The sequence below is a fragment of the Streptococcus sanguinis genome (assembly GCF_003943655.1).
In the GTDB taxonomy this organism is placed as follows: domain Bacteria; phylum Bacillota; class Bacilli; order Lactobacillales; family Streptococcaceae; genus Streptococcus; species Streptococcus sanguinis_F.
The window spans coordinates 223,093-239,800 of record NZ_RJMM01000001.1 but is presented as its reverse complement, the minus strand read 5'-3'; the positions used below and the strand labels follow the sequence as shown (position 1 = coordinate 239,800).

Below are 16,708 nucleotides of genomic sequence, written 5' to 3'. Positions count from 1 at the left end.
CTTTCAGAGAATTTCCCGACATTTATCAATGATGGAAGCAATCGTCGCTTCATCTGTCTCAACAATCTTGCTAAAGCCTGCTTCCTCTAAAACAGCCCGCGTACTAGCACCCATGACAACGACAGGGACATCTTTCCAGTCAAATCCAGCTTCCTGACTGGCTGCTACAAAGTTCATGGCCGCAGCTGAGTTCGGAAGACAGACCACTTCAATCTCTGACCAATTGGCACTGCTAATCTGACTGTCAAAGGCCAGCCTGTGGCTAGCAATAATCGGCAACGAATAGAGTTCTGCCAGACTGGCTATCTTATGCTCAGCTGTCAGAATATACCAGTTACCGCCTTCTTTTTCCAGAGCAACTGCAAAATCCGCATCCGACTGCTGAGGCGTCATCCGATCCAGCACAATCCCGCTCGCTTCGATAGACTTGGCCGTATGATGACCAATAGCTGCAAAGCGGATGTGCGGCAGACTGCGCAAGTCTTTGCCTGCCTTGCGGAGGGCTTTCAAGAAGAGCGGCCAGCTCTGCATGTCTGCAAAGAGGAGTCCGTCTACCTGCTCCAAATCCGGCAGCTGCAAGTCTAACTCTTCAACCAAATCTCTAGCTGGGAAAGTAGTCAGCGCAGCTCCAGCATCCTTAAGTAAACGCGGAAGTCTGCCCGTCTCTGACTGCTGGATGAGGATTTTCCGGCCGAAAAGCGGCAGATTCTCATGGAAATTCAGCTGCTGTCTATAGGCCACGACATCACCTACCACGATGACACTCGGCGCCTTAAAGTCCTCAGCTTCTGCTAGTTCGACTATGTTGCCCAAGGTCCCTTCCACCGAGCGCTGTTGAGGATGGGTTCCCCATTCAACGATGGCGGCTGGCTTGTCCTTGCTATAGCCTCTAGCCGTCAACTCTTGGACGATGGAAGGCAGATTTTTCATGCCCATGAGGAAGACCAAGGTTCCTTTGAGCTCAGAAATGGCTTCCCAGTTGAGCATTTCTGTCTCATCCTTGAGATGGGCTGTAAAGACATGGAAGCTAGTCGCTACATCCCGATAAGTCATAGGAATCCCAGCATAGGTCAGACCAGCCACAGCAGAGGTGATGCCTGGCACCACTTCAAAGTCCACACCAGCTTCCACCAGCTTGACTCCTTCTTCTCCGCCTCGGCCAAAGATATAGGGATCGCCACTCTTAAGGCGGACTACCCGCTTGCCCTGACGGGCTTTTTCGATAAGAATCTTTTCAATTTCTTCCTGTCGGATGCAGGGCTGGCCTGGCTTTTTGCCGACATCTATCTTTTCGCAGTCAGACTTTAGATGCTGAAAGAGCTCTTGATTGACCAAGCGGTCAAAGACCAAGACATCTGCTTCTTGAAGCCGTCTCTTTCCTTTGAGGGTCAGCAACTCCGCATCACCTGGACCTGCTCCCAGTAATGTTACTAAACCGGACATTTTTTCTCCTTTTATTAGCTATTTTGTCAGATAAGCCTCTAACTCTTCCAAGTTAGAAACCATCTGCGGATAGGCCACAATTGGCCGAGAGATGATAATGCAGTCCATCCCCAGCTCTTGACAGCCATCAATCTTTTCACGAATACCGCCGACGGTACCGCTCTCCTTGGAAACAAAGACATCTGCTCCTGAGCGCAGCAAGAGCTCTTTATTACACTCTTTGGAAAATGGGGCCTTAATCGCATCAATCTGATCCGCTACCAGTCCCAGCTGCTCACAAGCCAGAAGCACTTCCGAAGTCGGCAGAACGCGAACGACAATCCGCTGCTCTGGTAGGCCCTTGACAAAGAGCGGCAGGGTCTTGCTGCCTGTTCCCAGATAGACTGTCTTGTAGCCGCGCTTGGCAATCTTTTCAATCGCTTCTTGGGTCGAATGCACCACGATAGCTCCACTCAAATCCAAGGTCGCCTGGCGCTCAAAGCGCAGGTAAGATACACCGGCCATCTCTGCTGCCCGAATGGCCTCCTTAGATACGATGTCCGCAAAAGGATGGGTCGCATCAATGATTTCATCCACATCATTCTCTTTGATGAAGGCAACCATATCCTCGGCTGTCAGCCGGCCCTGAATGACCGGCTGGCCAAATTTGGAAGCCAAGTGCCGGCCGTAGTCTGTGACAACAGAGCTGGTCACATCGATTTTCAAGCGGTCAAGCACTTCTAAAATAGCGGTGCTGTCGGATGTCCCTCCCAGCAGTAATTTCATCATAAAGTATATCCTCGAGGTGTAATCATGCGTCCGTTTTTAACATAAGTTTCTTTGTTACCAACGATAACGATTGTCGTCATATCTACCAAAGTTTCATCCAAGTCTTTGATAGTCGTCAAGATGATTTCCTCATCCTTACGGCCAATATCCTTACCGATACCGACAATAGTATCCTCTGACTTATACTCAGACATGATAGAAAGTGCTTTTGCTAGATGGTCTGGACGTCCCTTACTCCGAGGGTTGTAAAGGCAGACAACAAAGTCACCTTGAGCTGCGGCATGCAGACGCTTTTCAATCATTTCCCAAGGCGTCATCAAGTCACTCAGACTGATATGACAGAAGTCGTTCATGAGGGGAGCTCCCATCGCTGCAGCTGCACCCAGACTAGCTGTGATACCTGGAACCACTTTAACTTCTACATCACTGGCATCTCCCAGCAATTCTAAGATCAAGCCAGCCATTCCATAGACTCCGGCATCTCCACTAGAAACAACTCCGACATTTTTGCCAGTCTCTCTAGCCAAATCAATAGCCTTTTGACAACGGTCGATTTCCTGACGCATACCATTCGCTACGAGCTCCTTGTCCTTGACCAAATCAAGAATCAATCGCATATAAGTCGAGTAGCCGACGATAATTTCACAATCGGCTATAGCAGCCAATGCTTCTTGCGACATCAATTCTTTTTTACCTGGGCCTAATCCGATAACGTATAACATATATTTTTTCTCCTTTATGGGTATGATAAAATTCTATAAGGGCAGTTGGTTCATAAGACCGTCTGCTCTTTTTTATTTACTTTTTGGTTATTGCTTTTGCAAGCGCATAGGTACAGCCATTCTTGGCAAAGCGCTCAGTCAGGACTTGCCCCTGACTGGCCAGATCTGCGCTGGCCAAGGCGACACTGCCGACTCCGACTGTCTTTTTGACAAATTCTGACTGAGGATAGCGGTCTGCTACGACAGACAGCTCCTCCTTACTAAAGGTCTCAAAGGGACAGCCCAATTCCTCAGCCAAGGCTAGAATAGCTGCTTCATCCTTCTTGACATCAATGCTGACGATTTTAGAAATCTCACTGGCAGAAATTCCCTGCTGCTGACAAAATTCCTCAAAGCCCTCTCGCAAGACAGCAGGAGCCACATCCTTTCTCGCTCCAACTCCTAAGATATAGGGTTGAGGATAGATGAGAGCCAGATTTTCTCTTTGAATGTCTTTTTTTTCTGCAGTCAGCAGAATCAGCGGGTCTGTTCCCTTGAGAACAGCCACCAGCTCTTCTTCACTCACAAGAGTTAGGCCGCGAAGGTCCGTAACCCAGTCCTTTTCCTGATAGAAATAGACTGTTCGACCGCTGCCTAGATAGCTGTTGAAAGGCTTGATGAATTCTCTCAATTCTGGCCGCCAGCCATTGACCGACTGAGCCAGATTGTCCAGAGCTGTTACATTCTGCACATCTGTCGCTGTCGTGATGACAGGATTTGAACCGAGCAGTTCTGCGATGTCTAGCGTCACTTGATTGGCTCCGCCTAGATGTCCGCTCAGCAGGCTGATGACATTGGTCGCTTTCTCATCCATGACAACCACTGCTGGGTCAGTCGCCTTGTCTTTCAAGACTGGTGCAATAGCTCGCACAACTGCCCCGATAGCCATGATACAAATGAGAACATCCACTTCCTGAAAGAGCTGACCAAGCGCCTCAATCACACGTCCTTCGATGGCAATGACCCTGTCATCTGCCAAGCGAGGTGTCGTATAGATAGGGATTTCCTTGCCCAGCTTTTCTCGCAGAGTCAGAGCCAAGTCCTTGCCGACCGCTGTCACTGTTGCGATTGCGTAGCGAGGTTGAGAATTACTTGGCATGGCTGCTCTTCCCCCGTCTGAACTCATGCTGAAAATCTGCATGGTAGAGCTTGGAATAGTAGAATTCCTGACCTAAAAAGTCACCGACCAAAATCAAAGCTGTCTTTCTAATCTTAGCTTCCTTGACCTTCTCAGCAATATTTGTCAAATCGCCAAAGACCTTCTTTTCATCCGGCCAAGTAGCCTTGTAAATGACAGCCACAGGCGTTTCTGGAGGATAGCCACCCTCGATCAGCTCACTGACGACCTTTTCAATACCTTGAACGGACAGGAAGATGGCCATAGAGGTCCGATGCTGAGCATAACTTTTCAGGGATTCCCGATCTGGCACAGGCGTCCGGCCAGCCATCCGAGTGATGATGAGACTCTGAGAAACCTCTGGTACGGTATACTCTGCCCCGATACTGGAAGCAGCTCCCAGAAAAGAGCTGACGCCCGGCGTACAGTCAAATTCAATGCCCCGCTTCTTCATCTCTTCGATTTGCTCTCGAATGGAGCCGTAGATGGAGAAATCTCCCGTCTGCAAACGAACCACATCTTTACCAGCCTTGACTCCAGCCTCCATGACATCGATGATTTCCATCAAGTGCATGCTGGCGCTGTCGTGAATCTCAGCCCCTTCCTTACAGTAGTTGAGCAGGTCTGGATTGACCAAGGAGCCTGCATAAATGACCACATCAGCCTCAGACAACTGCTTGTAACCTTTGAGCGTAATCAGCTCCACATCACCTGGGCCTGCTCCAACAAAATGTACTTTGGACATCAATTAGCCTCTCTTTCTTTTTTCTTACAGGAAACGATAATAGTCGGATTCTGAGGCTTGAAATAGTGCCCCTTGCCTATCCCCGTCCAGCGACTAGCCTGAACGGAGACAATCTCTAGATTCTCCCAGTCCATCTGCTCCGCTATTTGAGCTGCTTCCAGAGCATTCTCCAGTAGGATAAAGTTCAAGACCAGCCGACCGCCCGGCTCCATGAGCTGAGCACACCAGTCGAAGATCTCCTGCATATTGCCCCCGGTCCCTCCGACAAAAATGGCATCAAAGCTGCCATCCAGCTCAATCGGAGCCAGTCCTTGATGGAGATGGACATTGTGGCAGCCAAAGTGCTGGATATTCTCCTGCGTCAAGGCCACCGCATCTTCATTGCGCTCCACTGCCACCACTTCCAGTTCTGGATAGGTTCGGGCTGCCTGAATCGTAACACTGCCAGTTCCAGAGCCGACATCCAGCATGCGCTTGGCTCGATGCAGCTCCAACTTATCCAAACTGATGGCTCTGACTTCTTCCTTAGTCATAGGGACTTTAGCCCTGATAAATTCCGAATCCCTCATCTAACACCACCACCACATTCATTTCATATTCTCTATCTTCTACCTCACTCGCAGGCAGAATGGTAATACGCTCGTCTTCATAACTCAGCTGCTCACCAATGACCAGCACCTTATCTAAGCCTCTTTTAACAGCCTCTTGAGCAATCTCGTAGGGGCCAACTTTCTGATCGGTCACCATAAAGACTTTTGACAGACTCATAATCAAGTCAAAGTTAGGCACCTTAGCATGGCTACTCGTCAGATAAGCGTCGTTCATAGGCAGGGCAATTCTGCTGGCCAGATACTGCATGGCGCTGATACCCGGTGAGATGACCACGCGCCCCTTGAACTTCTCTGATAGCCATTTGCCCAAGCCATAAATCAGCGGGTCGCCTGAGGCCAGATATAGAATTTCTTCATCCTCACCAAAGCTCCCCAGCAATTCTGCCAGCGCAGCTAATTTTTTAGGCGGGACTAGGCCCTTATCCCGATAAGCCGGTGGTAAAATTTCCAGATGCCGCTCGCTGCCCAAAATACGGTCAGCCTTCTCAAAATAGGCTTCCTGTCCCAGAAGACCATAGCTAGGATCTCCCGGACCAATTCCGATAACATAAATCATGTCCATTCCTCCTTTATCTGCTCCAAAGGCTGGGTTGATGCCAAATAGCCTTCCTCAGTCCCAAAGACGACCACTTCAATATTGACTTCTGGCTTACGATAGCGGAGCAGGCGCTCACTTCTAGCCTTGATCTTATCCGCCAAGACCTGATAGACACCCTCATAAGAAAATTCTTTAATGGCTGTCCCAGCTGCCTCGGTCGTCAAGCACTTGTCAACCTTTTCCAGCAGCTCAATAGGCGCCCCCATCAGGGCTAGATTAGCCACCAGCGTTTCCATACGGGCATCCGAGTCCTTGCTGTGGGTAGAGAAAATCCCAGCCGCCACTTTGACAAACTTGCCCATGTGGCCAATCATCAAAACCTTGGTAAAGCCGATCCGCTGCACTTCTTTGAGGACATGGCCAACAAAGTTACTCATATTGACGATGCGCCCAGCTGGAATCCCCACAGTATTAGTCGCAAAATCTTCACCGTAATTCCCCGGTACCAAGACGACTGAGCGATGTCCTTGATTATAGAGCATGGTTAGCTCGATCGTGATAGACGCCTTCCAGCTGTCCTCGGACATTGGATTGACAATCCCTGTCGTTCCCAAGATTGAAATGCCGCCGACAATACCTAGTCTGGAATTGTAGGTCAGCTTGGCCGTTTCTTCGCCGCCAGGAACGGAAATGATAACCCGTGCTCCACAGTTGGGACCGATAATCTCACGAACATGCTGCTCAATCATCCGTCTAGGAGTCGGATTGATGGCTGCCATGCCGACATCGCAGGCCAGTCCTTTCTCGGTTACACGCCCGACGCCCTGACCACCGTCAATCTCGATTTCCGTCTGATCTGGCAGAAGGGTCACGGTCGAATAAATCAAGAGGCCGTGCGTCGCATCCGCGTCATCACCACCATCTTTTTCAATGGCTGCTGTCGCTTCTTCTGGTCCAAAGGAAGGATTGTGAACATCCATGGTCACTTCCACACCTGAAGCCGTATGAACAGTAACCTTTTCTTCCCTTTCCTGATTTAGAATCATACTCAAGGCTGCAACGGTCGCCGCTGTCGCACAAGTGCCAGTCGTAAAACCTTTTCTTAATTTCTTTCCATTGACATAAGCGTATTCATCCATTATCAGCCCTCTCCTTTCTCCGGAGCCTGCTTTTTATCTGAAACACTGTAACGCTCATAGTCTGTAGTGTCGAGCTTGAGCTGATAGAGAATGGCATTGACCACAGCTGCTGCGATGGTACTGCCGCCTTTTTGCCCCAGTGCCGCGATAGAAGGCACAGAACTTTCATGCAGTTTGAGCTTGGATTCTGCCGCTCCGACAAAGCCGACCGGAACCCCGACAACCGCATCCGGCTGCAAGCTTCCCTCTTCGACCATATCCAAAACCTTAAAGATAGAAGTTGGAGCATTCCCAAAGACAAAGAGCTTTGGACCGTCCACTTTGGCTGAATATTCAACAGCAGCCATGGAACGAGTAATTCCCTTTTCCTTAGCTTCCTTAAAGATTGCTGGCTCATTGACCAGACAGCGATAGGAAACACCTAGGTCATCCAGCAATTTTTTATTGAAACCGCCCAAGACCATGGTCGTATCCGTAAAAATCGTGCCCTTGTTTCGGAGGACGTAGAGGATTTTCTCAATCACCTGATTGGAAAACTTGATATTGTAGAGGTAGTCAAAGTCTGCACTGGTAAAGACCACCCGCTTGAGCACTGCCTCTTCGAAAGGATCCGAAAACTGAATATCTGGATGCTCTTGGTCAATAATTTCCTGAATCTTGCTAAAACTAGCCTCTTCAATCTTGTGCGCTGCTTTTAGATAGGACATCTAGTTCTTTCCTCCTTCTTTACTGGACGGGGTAGAGTAGCGGACATAGTCATCCGTCACCACTTCTCTCAGCTGATAAATAATGGCATTGATAATGGCTACCACAATCGTACTGCCACCTTTTCTGCCGACATTGACAAGGGCAGGAAGACCTGACTGAAGCAGCTCTTCTTTGGATTCTTCGACATTGATAAAGCCGACCGGAACCCCAATCACAGCGTCTGGTTCTACCAGTCCCTGCTCTGCTAGTTCAATCAGATAAGACAAGGCAGTCGGAGCACCACCAAAGGCGAATACTTTAGGGCCTTCAATCTTGGCTGCTATCTCAACAGCTGCCATGGCTCTGGTAATCTGCTTTTCCTTGGCCAGCGCAACCACTTCCTCATCGCTGATCAAACAGCGGTAGCTCACACCCAGCTGGTCAAGAACGCGCTTGTTAATCCCGTTGAGAGAGATATTAGAGTCCAGTAGAATGGTTCCCTTAGCTCGAATTACTTCTTCTATTTTTTTAAGGACGTCATGCTCAAAGCGCATGGTATAGAGATAATCGAAATCTCCTGTCGTATGGATAGCCCTCTTGATAATGGATTCTTCCATTTCCGAATGGAAGACATAATCAGGATCTTTTTCAGTAATCGTAGACTGAATAATTTGAAAGCTCTTTTCCTCGATAGAAGAAGGATTTTGAATATATGTCATAGTATACTCCTAGAAATATGCTTGCTTTACTAAATAAAAAAGAGTGAACAAGATTAAACCTGTCATGGTGCTTGTATAAAGGAGAGAGATAGCTGTCTGAATATCATCTACCTCAACCGGTCTGGAAGCCTCTCCAATGGTGGGCTTCTCAATCAGCTCTCCGTGATAGACGTGCGGTCCGCCTAGCTGAATCCCCAGAGCTCCAGCTACAACTGCCTCCGAAAAAGCACTGTTGGGACTGGCATGCTGATAGCGATCCCGCCAGCCAATCCGCAGGGCTCCTTTGATATCCAGCAGTAAAATCTGACTACTGAGAATCAAGAAAAGCCAAGTCAAACGCGCAGGAACCAGATTGGCCAGATCATCCATCTTGGCAGATATCAAGCCGATTTTGCGGTATTTCTCCGTCTTATAGCCCACCATAGAGTCCAAGGTATTGATTGCCTTATAGGTCATAGCTAGAATAGGTCCTCCCAGAAAGAGGCAGAGCAGTGGTCCGATAACCCCGTCACTGGTATTTTCAGCCACCGTCTCAATCGTCGCCTTACTGATTTCCTCTGGTGTCAGATGAGAAGTTTCACGGCCGACAATCATGCCAACTTGCTTTCTAGCTTCTTCCAAACTACCAAACTTGAGCGTATGGTAAACTTTTCGGGCCTCAAAAGCTAGACTCTTAGTCGCCAAACTGGCATAGGCCAGATAGATCCAGACAATCCAGTAGAGGACGGGATGAACAAGACCAGCCAACCAAAGTAGCCCGTAGCTTACTCCCAGCGCCAATCCAACTGTTGTCAACCAGAGAAAAAAGCCAAATAGATAGGGCGAAAACTGCCTTTTCTCCTGCAAGTGCATACATAAATAAATATAGGAACCCATCCACTTGACCGGATGAGGCCAGCTATAGGGGTCGCCAATCAGCCAGTCCAGTAAGACGGCCAAAAAAATTGCAATGAGTGTCATATCACTTCGCCTCTTTGATATAGTTCAGCCAGTTGGCCAGCAGCTGCTCATCCTGATAAAAATGAACATGCAGGTAGCTGGCAAAGGTTCGGCCCTTTTGATAACCGCCTGTCCAGGCAGCTACGACCTGACCGTCTCTGACCTTCTCGAGCTTGAGGACCGTATCTTCCTCCGTCTCAAAGACCGAATGGTGAAACTCATGTCCCCTGACAGCTGTACCTTTAGGACCAAAAAGACTATTTACCTGCGTTTCTGCTTGGCAGTAGCCAAAGCTTTTCAGGCCGGGGGTCATCAGGCTCTTGCCCTTGAAAATACCGACCATCTCATAGACCTGACCCTCTACTTCCAGCAACTCTCCCAGATACATGAGGCCACCGCATTCTGCGTAGATTGGCCGGCCCTGCTCGTGTGCTTTCTTAACCGAAGCACGAAAGTCATCATTTGCCATCAGCTCCTGAGCGTAGACTTCCGGAAAACCTCCGCCAAAGTAATAAGCGTCTGCAGCTGGCAGCTCCTTATCTTTCAGAGGGCTGAAAGGTACTAACTGGACCTTGAGCTCTCTTAAAAAGTCCAAATTATCTTCGTAGTAAAAGTGGAAAGCATCATCCAAAGCATAAGCCAAAGTCAAGGGCTGATCATTGTGGATATGAAAAGGATTGGTCATCTGCTTATCGGGCAGTTCTGCATTTTCCAGCAGCCTGTCTAGATTTATATGCTTAGCCGCTGCCGATCCCAATTCCTCAAATCGACGGTCCAAATCATCCATTTCTACGTCTGGGATTAGACCCAGGTGACGCGATGGCAGCTCTGCTGTTGTATTTTTAGGCAGATAGCCCAGCACTTCGACATCCGTGTAACGCTCAATGGCGCCCTTGATAAGTTCAAAGTGAGTCTGCGAAGCCACCCGATTGATAATGACCCCAGCAATATCCAAGTCCGGATCAAAAGTCGCAAATCCATGGACCATAGCTGCCGCCGAGGTTGATGTCGCCTTTCCATCGATAATCAAGACAACCGGAATTCCCAACTTCTTAGCAACAGAAGCAGAGGACGCACAGTCCTTGTCTGTTCCCAGACCATCAAAGAGCCCCATGACTCCTTCGACCACTGCCACATCCGCATCTCCATGCCATTTATAGTAGGACCAAGCCAGACTCTGATCGTCCGGTATCATAAAGCTGTCCACATTCCGCGACGGTCGCTTGGTAATCCGACTATGATAAGCTGTATCAATATAATCAGGTCCTACCTTATAAGGCTGGACCTGATAACCTCTGTCTGCCAGAGCTTTCAAAATCCCTAGGGTAACTGTAGTCTTTCCAACACCGCTGGAAACACCAGCTAGCATAAATTGCTTCATCGCTTTACTCCAGATTCGCTGATAAAAAAAGTACTACAAAAAAATAAGGAATTTTTATTTTTTTGTAGCACCGTTGCTCACTTATATGTAGAACAAACACCCCGTTGTGTTCGCTTTCAGTTCTTATATTAAATTTATTTTAATATAAACGACAAAAGCTGTCAAGTTTTTCCTAGAGCATCTGCGAAAAAAGTCAGAATTTTAGAGCGTCTTCACTGAAAACTGAGCATTTTTTACAATTCTGTTAAATTTTAAAAAACATCAGGAAAACGAACATTCCTGATGTTTTATTTAAGCATCAACTTGCATCTTCCTCTACAAACTGACTATTATAGAGATCCGCATAGAAGCCATTCTGCTCCATGAGTTCATCATGGTTGCCCTGCTCGATGATATTTCCATCGCGCATGACCAAGATAAGATCTGCATTACGGATAGTGGACAGGCGGTGGGCAATGACAAAGGAAGTCCGGCCTTCCATGAGTTTGTCCATAGCCTTTTGAATGAGCTCCTCCGTCCGCGTATCGACTGACGAAGTTGCCTCATCCAAGATCAAGAGCGGTGCATCTTTGAGCAGAGCACGAGCGATGGTCAGCAGCTGCTTCTGACCGACCGATAAGTTGACCGTGTCATCCAACACTGTATCATAGCCCTGCGGCAGAGTCATGATAAAGTGATGAACACCGACCGCCTTCGCTGCAGCGATAACTGCTTCATCTGCCACATGCTCCTGATTGTAAATCAAGTTCTCCCGAATCGTCCCCTCAAAGAGCCAGGTATCCTGCAAGACCATTGAAAAGGCATCGTGAACCTCGGAGCGTTTCATATCCTTAATATCTATACCATCAATGCTGATACGCCCTTTATTAATTTCATAGAACTTCATGAGCAGATTAACAATGGTTGTCTTACCAGCACCCGTTGGGCCGACAATGGCTATCTTCTGTCCGGCTTTGGCCTGGGCTGAGAAATCATGAATAATCGTCTGGTCTGGCTTGTAGCCAAAGAAGACATCTTCAAAGGCAACATCTCCCTTGACAGCAGTAAGCTGCTGCTCTTTATGCTGGTCGTCTTCCATCTCAGGCTCAGCCAGAAAGTCAAGGACACGAACCAGTGCTGCACCAGCCTGCTGCAAGACAGTGATACCTTGGGCAATCTGTGACAAAGGCTGAGAGAAGGTCCGCACATAAACCATAAAGGCGACGATAATTCCGATGCTAATAGAGCCATTAATCGCCAGAGCAGCACCGACCAAAATAACCAGCACATAAGCAAAATTCCCCGTAAAGAACATGAGCGGCATCATCATGCCAGAGATAAATTGAGACTTCCAAATACTGTTATAGAGATTATGATTGAGAACCGCAAAGCGCTCCTTAGACTGCTCAATGGCATTATAGCTGGTAACAACATTATGACCGGAGTACATCTCCTCCACATAACCGTTTACCGCAGCCAGATCGTTTTGCTGGGCAGTGAAATAACCCTGGGACTTGCCCATGATGAGACCAACAAAGACAAAACCTAATACAGTAGCCAAGATAGTTACCATGGCCAAGATCCAGTTCATGAAGAACATGGTCAAAACCACAGCAACCAAGAGCAGGCTGGCAGAGATGACGTTACCCAAACTCTGGTTGAGGGATTGGCCGACCGTATCCACGTCATTGGTCACGCGCGACAGAGTATCCCCCTGAGAATGACCATCGAAATAGCCCAACGGCAGCTTGTTTATCTTCTCTGCAATGGCCGTCCGCAGCCGCTTGGAAAAATACTGGATAACCGTACTGATGATAAAGGACTGGCCATAGTTGAGCAGGGCTCCGACTGCATAGAGCACGGTCAGCAGAAGGGCAATCTGAGACACAGCTTTCAAATCAATGCTGGTAGCCAGACCATCAGAAATGAGATTGGTAATTTCTTTTAATTTATTTGGCCCATAGACCGTAATAATGTTTGACAAGACAGCTCCCACAAATGCCAAAGCAAGAGGAAGCTGGAAGCCTTTGAGATAAGGCCGTATCTGGCTAAATAATGAAGGCTTCTTATTTTCCATTTTCTAATTCCTCCTTGGATAGTTGTGAGTAAGCAATTTCTTGATAGACTTCGTTGCTGGCCAAAAGTTCTCGGTGAGTACCTTGACCGACTACCTTACCAGCATCCAAGACCAAGATTTGATCCGCATCCATGATAGTAGAAATCCGCTGCGCCACGATCAGTTTGGTCATATCCTGCGTCCGCTCAGCCAGTTCCTTGCGCAAAATGCGGTCTGTCTTATAGTCTAGCGCTGAGAAGGAGTCGTCAAAGATGAGGATTTCTGGCTTACGAGCCAAGGCTCTGGCAATGGCCAAGCGCTGACGCTGACCACCAGAGAAGTTGGTCCCGCTTTGAGCCACTTCTGACTTGAGCCCTTTTTCCTTCTCTTGGACAAAGGGCTTAGCTTGTGCTAGATCAAGAGCATCCCACATTTTCTGCTCATCCAGCGGACTTTCTTTGCTTTGGCCGAAGTCCAGATTGCTCTCAATATCGCCAGAGAAAAGCACAGCCTTTTGCGGGATGTAGCCGACCTTATTATGCAAGTCTTCCAACTGGTAATCTTGAACATTGACACCATCTACCAGAATCTCTCCTTCAGTCACATCATAGAAACGAGGAATGAGATTGACCAGCGTGGATTTCCCTGAACCGGTTGAACCGATAAAGGCCACAGTATCACCAGCCTGCGCTGTAAAGCTGACATGCTCAATGACCGCTTCTGAATTCTTGGAATAGCGGAAGGACACGTCTCGAAAGACCACCTCTCCCTTGCTATCCGCTGCTGCCTTAGGCTGTTCCGGACTGGTGATAGAAGAATGCAGGTCCAGAACTTCATTAATCCGGCCAGCGGATACAATGGTCCGAGGCAGGACGATGAAGAGGGCACCCATGAGCAAGAATCCAATCACAATCTGCATAGCATAGGACATAAAGACGACCATATCACTGAAGAGCGGGAGACGCTCCTGCAGCCCAGCCTCCTGAATCAAGTAAGCACCAATCCAGTAAATCGCCAGTGTCAAGCCGCTGGAAATCCCCATCATAACTGGATTCATCATAGCCATCAGACGACCGATGAAAAGATTGAGTCGGGTTACTTCATCATTGGCCGCCGCAAACTTCTCATCCTGATAGTCCTCAGCATTGTAAGCCCGGACCACGCGAATCCCAGTCAGACTCTCTCTAGTGACGCTGTTTAGCTTATCGACCAAGCGCTGCGCCACTGACTGCTTGGGAAAGGCCAATGTCACCAAAACTACTGTCAGCAGGATATTGACTATAACAGCAATAAGAACTGCAGTTAGCCAGTTCTCGGACTTACCAATAATCTTGGTCATAGCCCAAATCGCCATAATCGGTCCCCTAGTCACCACCTGCAGTCCCATGGTAATTAAGGTCTGTACCTGGGTAATGTCATTCGTCGTCCGAGTCAGCAGACTAGGGATTGAAAATTTCTTAATCTCCGTCTGCGAATAGTCCAGCACACGGTTGAAAATATCGCTCCGCAAACTCTGGGTAAAGCTGGCAGCTATACGAGCGGCAAAAAAGCCAACCACAATGGCTGACAGCAAGCTAGCAAAAGACAGGCCGATCATTTTCAGACCTGGCTCCCACAGATCCGCCAAACCAGTCCCCGGCGTTTGCAATAGCTCTGTAATCGTCGAAATATAGGTTGGAACTTCTAATTCCAAATATACCGTTAGGAAGGTGAAGAGCACACTGAGAACAATCATGCTCACTTCCCTTGCCGTCAGCCGTTTAAATAACTTAAACATCTTTTCCTCCATTTTCTAAACTTTCGATATTCTGATAAAACTTGGCCATGACTTGAGAAAAAATCAGCAGTTCCTGCTCAGAAACACCTTTCAAAATAGAACGGTTCATTTCATCAAAAAAGTCACGGATTTTCTTCATTCTTTCTTGCGACTGCGGAGTGAGACGGATATATTTAGCCCGCTTGTCTGTCTTGCTCATTTCCAGCTGGATAAAGCCATTCTTCTCCATCCTTTTCATTAAGTTAGAGGCCACCGATTTGGAAATATCCAACTCCTGCTCAATATCCTTGATAAGGGTATCCTTCCCCTCTTCCATACGGCAGGCGACAATATGCAAGACCTGCCCCTGCGGCCCAGCCATGGACTCAATCCCTTGCTCCTTAGCAAGCTTTTCCACTATGAGATGAATCTTTCGTCCAAAACGCTTCATTTCTAATAAAGGCTTTTCCATCAAAACTTCCTTCCTAGGTTGGTTCTCGTGAGAACTAATTAGTTTTCATGAGAACTATTTTAACACATAGAAGAAAGATGTCAAGAAAAAAGTTTCTATGAGAACTATTTTTCGATCAAAAAATTCAGCCCTTCTCAGGCTGAATTACTTTCTTAAATCAAAATCCCTTCCAAATGATCCAATTCATGCTGGCAGATTTGGGCAGGCAGGCCTTTCAAGGTCATGGTCTGCTGCTGCCAATGTTTATCCAGATAATCGACTGTGATTTCCTGATAACGTTGAGTGGGACGGCTTCCAACCAAGGACAGGCAGCCCTCTTCTGTCTTATAAGGGCCTGACTTAGAGAGCAGCACCGGATTAAACATGACTACCGGCACCAAGCCATATAGAAAGATAATGACCCGCTTACGGACACCAATCATATTTGCTGCGAGCCCTATACAGTTTTCTCGATTGGCCTGCAGAGTATCCTGCAAGTCTTGAGCCAGATAAAGGTCTTCTCTGCTAGCCCGCTCAGACAGCTGCTGCAGAAAGAAAATATCTTTGACAATTGCTTTTTCCATTGCTTTCCCTCATAGAGAAGAGCCTGATAAATCAGACCCTATAAGCTTATTTTGCGTGGCGTTCACTAACTTCTTTAGCCAGTACAAAGTTGCCCAGCGTTGCGGAGCCATTTCCAGCCACAGCCGGTGTCACGATATAGTCACGAACATCAGGAACTGGCAAATAGCCATTCAGAAGAACTGTGAATTTCTCACGAACTCGATCCAGCATGTGCTGCTGAGCCATAACTCCGCCACCAAAGACGATGACATCTGGACGGAAAGTCACTGTCGCCTGAATAGCCGCCTGAGCGATATAGTAAGCTTGAATATCCCAGACAGAACTATTGAGTTTAATGTTTTCCCCACGAACTCCGGTCCGTGCCTCTAAGCTTGGCCCAGCCGCCAATCCTTCCAAACAGCCATTGTGGAAAGGACAAACGCCATTGAACTCTTTTTCCACATCCATAGGGTGCTTCGCTACATAATAATGTCCCATCTCTGGGTGGCCTGTCCCCCCTACAAATTCGCCTCGCTGGATAGCGCCAGCACCGATTCCTGTCCCAATCGTATAATAGACCAGATTTTCAATACGGCCACCAGCATTGTTGCGGGCTACTACTTCACCATAAGCTGAACTATTGACATCCGTCGTGAAGTAAATGGGCACATTGAGAGCACGGCGCAGAGCGCCGACAATATCCACATTAGCCCAGTGCGGCTTAGGTGTAGTCGTGATAAAGCCGTAAGTCTTTGAGTTAGGGTCAATATCAATCGGACCGAAAGATCCAACAGCCAAACCAGCTAGATTGTCAAAACGAGAAAAAAACTCAATCGTCTTGTCTAGGGTTTCAATAGGTGTGGTCGTTGGAAACTGTGTCTTTTCAACAACTTCAAACCGTTCATCACCTACAGCACAGACAAACTTAGTGCCGCCCGCTTCCAAACTTCCATACAATTTTGTCATTATAAATCCTCTTTTAATATTTGATTTCTACTCTATTCATTATAGCATATCTCTTGCAGACTTCTTGCCAAAAATAGTTTTTTTAAAG

Annotated in this window: 17 protein-coding genes; all 17 read right to left on the bottom strand. The window is 47.8% G+C overall.

Annotated elements, in window-relative coordinates:
• Positions 1–3: 3 nt before the first annotated feature.
• On the bottom strand, positions 4–1,443 hold the full coding sequence (gene cobA, locus D8886_RS01135; RefSeq protein WP_125433971.1) for a uroporphyrinogen-III C-methyltransferase: 1,440 nt from the start codon (positions 1,441–1,443) through the stop codon (positions 4–6).
• 18 nt (positions 1,444–1,461) lie between these two features.
• Positions 1,462–2,211 (bottom strand): precorrin-6A reductase, encoded by a 750-nt coding sequence (gene cobK, locus D8886_RS01130; RefSeq protein WP_125433970.1) that lies wholly within the window; start codon positions 2,209–2,211, stop codon positions 1,462–1,464.
• Positions 2,208–2,933, bottom strand: coding sequence for a precorrin-3B C(17)-methyltransferase (gene cobJ, locus D8886_RS01125; protein WP_125356104.1), 726 nt, complete (start codon positions 2,931–2,933; stop codon positions 2,208–2,210). The genes cobK and cobJ overlap by 4 nt, the downstream gene beginning before the upstream one ends.
• A gap of 76 nt (positions 2,934–3,009) precedes the next feature.
• Positions 3,010–4,071, bottom strand: a complete 1,062-nt coding sequence (cbiG, locus tag D8886_RS01120) for a cobalt-precorrin 5A hydrolase (RefSeq protein WP_185761213.1) — start codon at positions 4,069–4,071, stop codon at positions 3,010–3,012.
• Positions 4,061–4,834 (bottom strand): cobalt-precorrin-4 methyltransferase, encoded by a 774-nt coding sequence (locus D8886_RS01115; RefSeq protein ID WP_002919595.1) that lies wholly within the window; start codon positions 4,832–4,834, stop codon positions 4,061–4,063. The genes cbiG and D8886_RS01115 overlap by 11 nt, the downstream gene beginning before the upstream one ends.
• Positions 4,834–5,403: a decarboxylating cobalt-precorrin-6B (C(15))-methyltransferase gene (locus D8886_RS01110; protein WP_125433968.1), complete on the bottom strand. Its 570-nt coding sequence runs from the start codon at positions 5,401–5,403 to the stop codon at positions 4,834–4,836. The genes D8886_RS01115 and D8886_RS01110 overlap by 1 nt, the downstream gene beginning before the upstream one ends.
• A complete protein-coding gene (locus D8886_RS01105) occupies positions 5,375–6,007 on the bottom strand; it encodes a cobalt-precorrin-7 (C(5))-methyltransferase (protein ID WP_125357172.1) in 633 nt (210 codons plus the stop codon). The genes D8886_RS01110 and D8886_RS01105 overlap by 29 nt, the downstream gene beginning before the upstream one ends.
• Positions 5,998–7,125: a cobalt-precorrin-5B (C(1))-methyltransferase CbiD gene (gene cbiD / locus D8886_RS01100; protein ID WP_002896466.1), complete on the bottom strand. Its 1,128-nt coding sequence runs from the start codon at positions 7,123–7,125 to the stop codon at positions 5,998–6,000. Before cbiD ends, D8886_RS01105 begins: the two co-directional genes overlap by 10 nt.
• Positions 7,125–7,829 carry a cobalt-precorrin-8 methylmutase gene (locus D8886_RS01095; RefSeq protein ID WP_125433967.1) on the bottom strand — a complete coding sequence of 235 codons (705 nt, stop codon included), beginning with the start codon at positions 7,827–7,829 and terminating at the stop codon, positions 7,125–7,127. Before D8886_RS01095 ends, cbiD begins: the two co-directional genes overlap by 1 nt.
• Positions 7,830–8,528: a cobalt-precorrin-8 methylmutase gene (locus tag D8886_RS01090; protein ID WP_125433966.1), complete on the bottom strand. Its 699-nt coding sequence runs from the start codon at positions 8,526–8,528 to the stop codon at positions 7,830–7,832.
• A 9-nt stretch (positions 8,529–8,537) separates the two neighbouring features.
• Positions 8,538–9,488 carry an adenosylcobinamide-phosphate synthase CbiB gene (gene cbiB / locus D8886_RS01085; protein ID WP_125433965.1) on the bottom strand — a complete coding sequence of 317 codons (951 nt, stop codon included), beginning with the start codon at positions 9,486–9,488 and terminating at the stop codon, positions 8,538–8,540.
• Position 9,489: 1 nt separating this feature from the next.
• Positions 9,490–10,848, bottom strand: a complete 1,359-nt coding sequence (locus D8886_RS01080) for a cobyrinic acid a,c-diamide synthase CobB (RefSeq protein WP_125433964.1) — start codon at positions 10,846–10,848, stop codon at positions 9,490–9,492.
• 298 nt (positions 10,849–11,146) lie between these two features.
• Positions 11,147–12,904: an ABC transporter ATP-binding protein gene (locus tag D8886_RS01075; RefSeq protein WP_002910559.1), complete on the bottom strand. Its 1,758-nt coding sequence runs from the start codon at positions 12,902–12,904 to the stop codon at positions 11,147–11,149.
• A complete protein-coding gene (locus D8886_RS01070) occupies positions 12,894–14,660 on the bottom strand; it encodes an ABC transporter ATP-binding protein (RefSeq protein WP_125433963.1) in 1,767 nt (588 codons plus the stop codon). Before D8886_RS01070 ends, D8886_RS01075 begins: the two co-directional genes overlap by 11 nt.
• On the bottom strand, positions 14,653–15,111 hold the full coding sequence (locus tag D8886_RS01065) for a MarR family winged helix-turn-helix transcriptional regulator (protein ID WP_125433962.1): 459 nt from the start codon (positions 15,109–15,111) through the stop codon (positions 14,653–14,655). Before D8886_RS01065 ends, D8886_RS01070 begins: the two co-directional genes overlap by 8 nt.
• Positions 15,112–15,263: 152 nt before the next feature.
• On the bottom strand, positions 15,264–15,674 hold the full coding sequence (locus tag D8886_RS01060) for a peptide deformylase (protein ID WP_125433961.1): 411 nt from the start codon (positions 15,672–15,674) through the stop codon (positions 15,264–15,266).
• Positions 15,675–15,720: 46 nt separating this feature from the next.
• The gene (gene scrK, locus D8886_RS01055) at positions 15,721–16,620 is read right to left on the bottom strand and encodes a fructokinase ScrK (RefSeq protein WP_002907200.1); all 900 of its coding nucleotides are present in this window, start codon (positions 16,618–16,620) and stop codon (positions 15,721–15,723) included.
• Between the last annotated feature and the right edge of the window lie 88 nt (positions 16,621–16,708).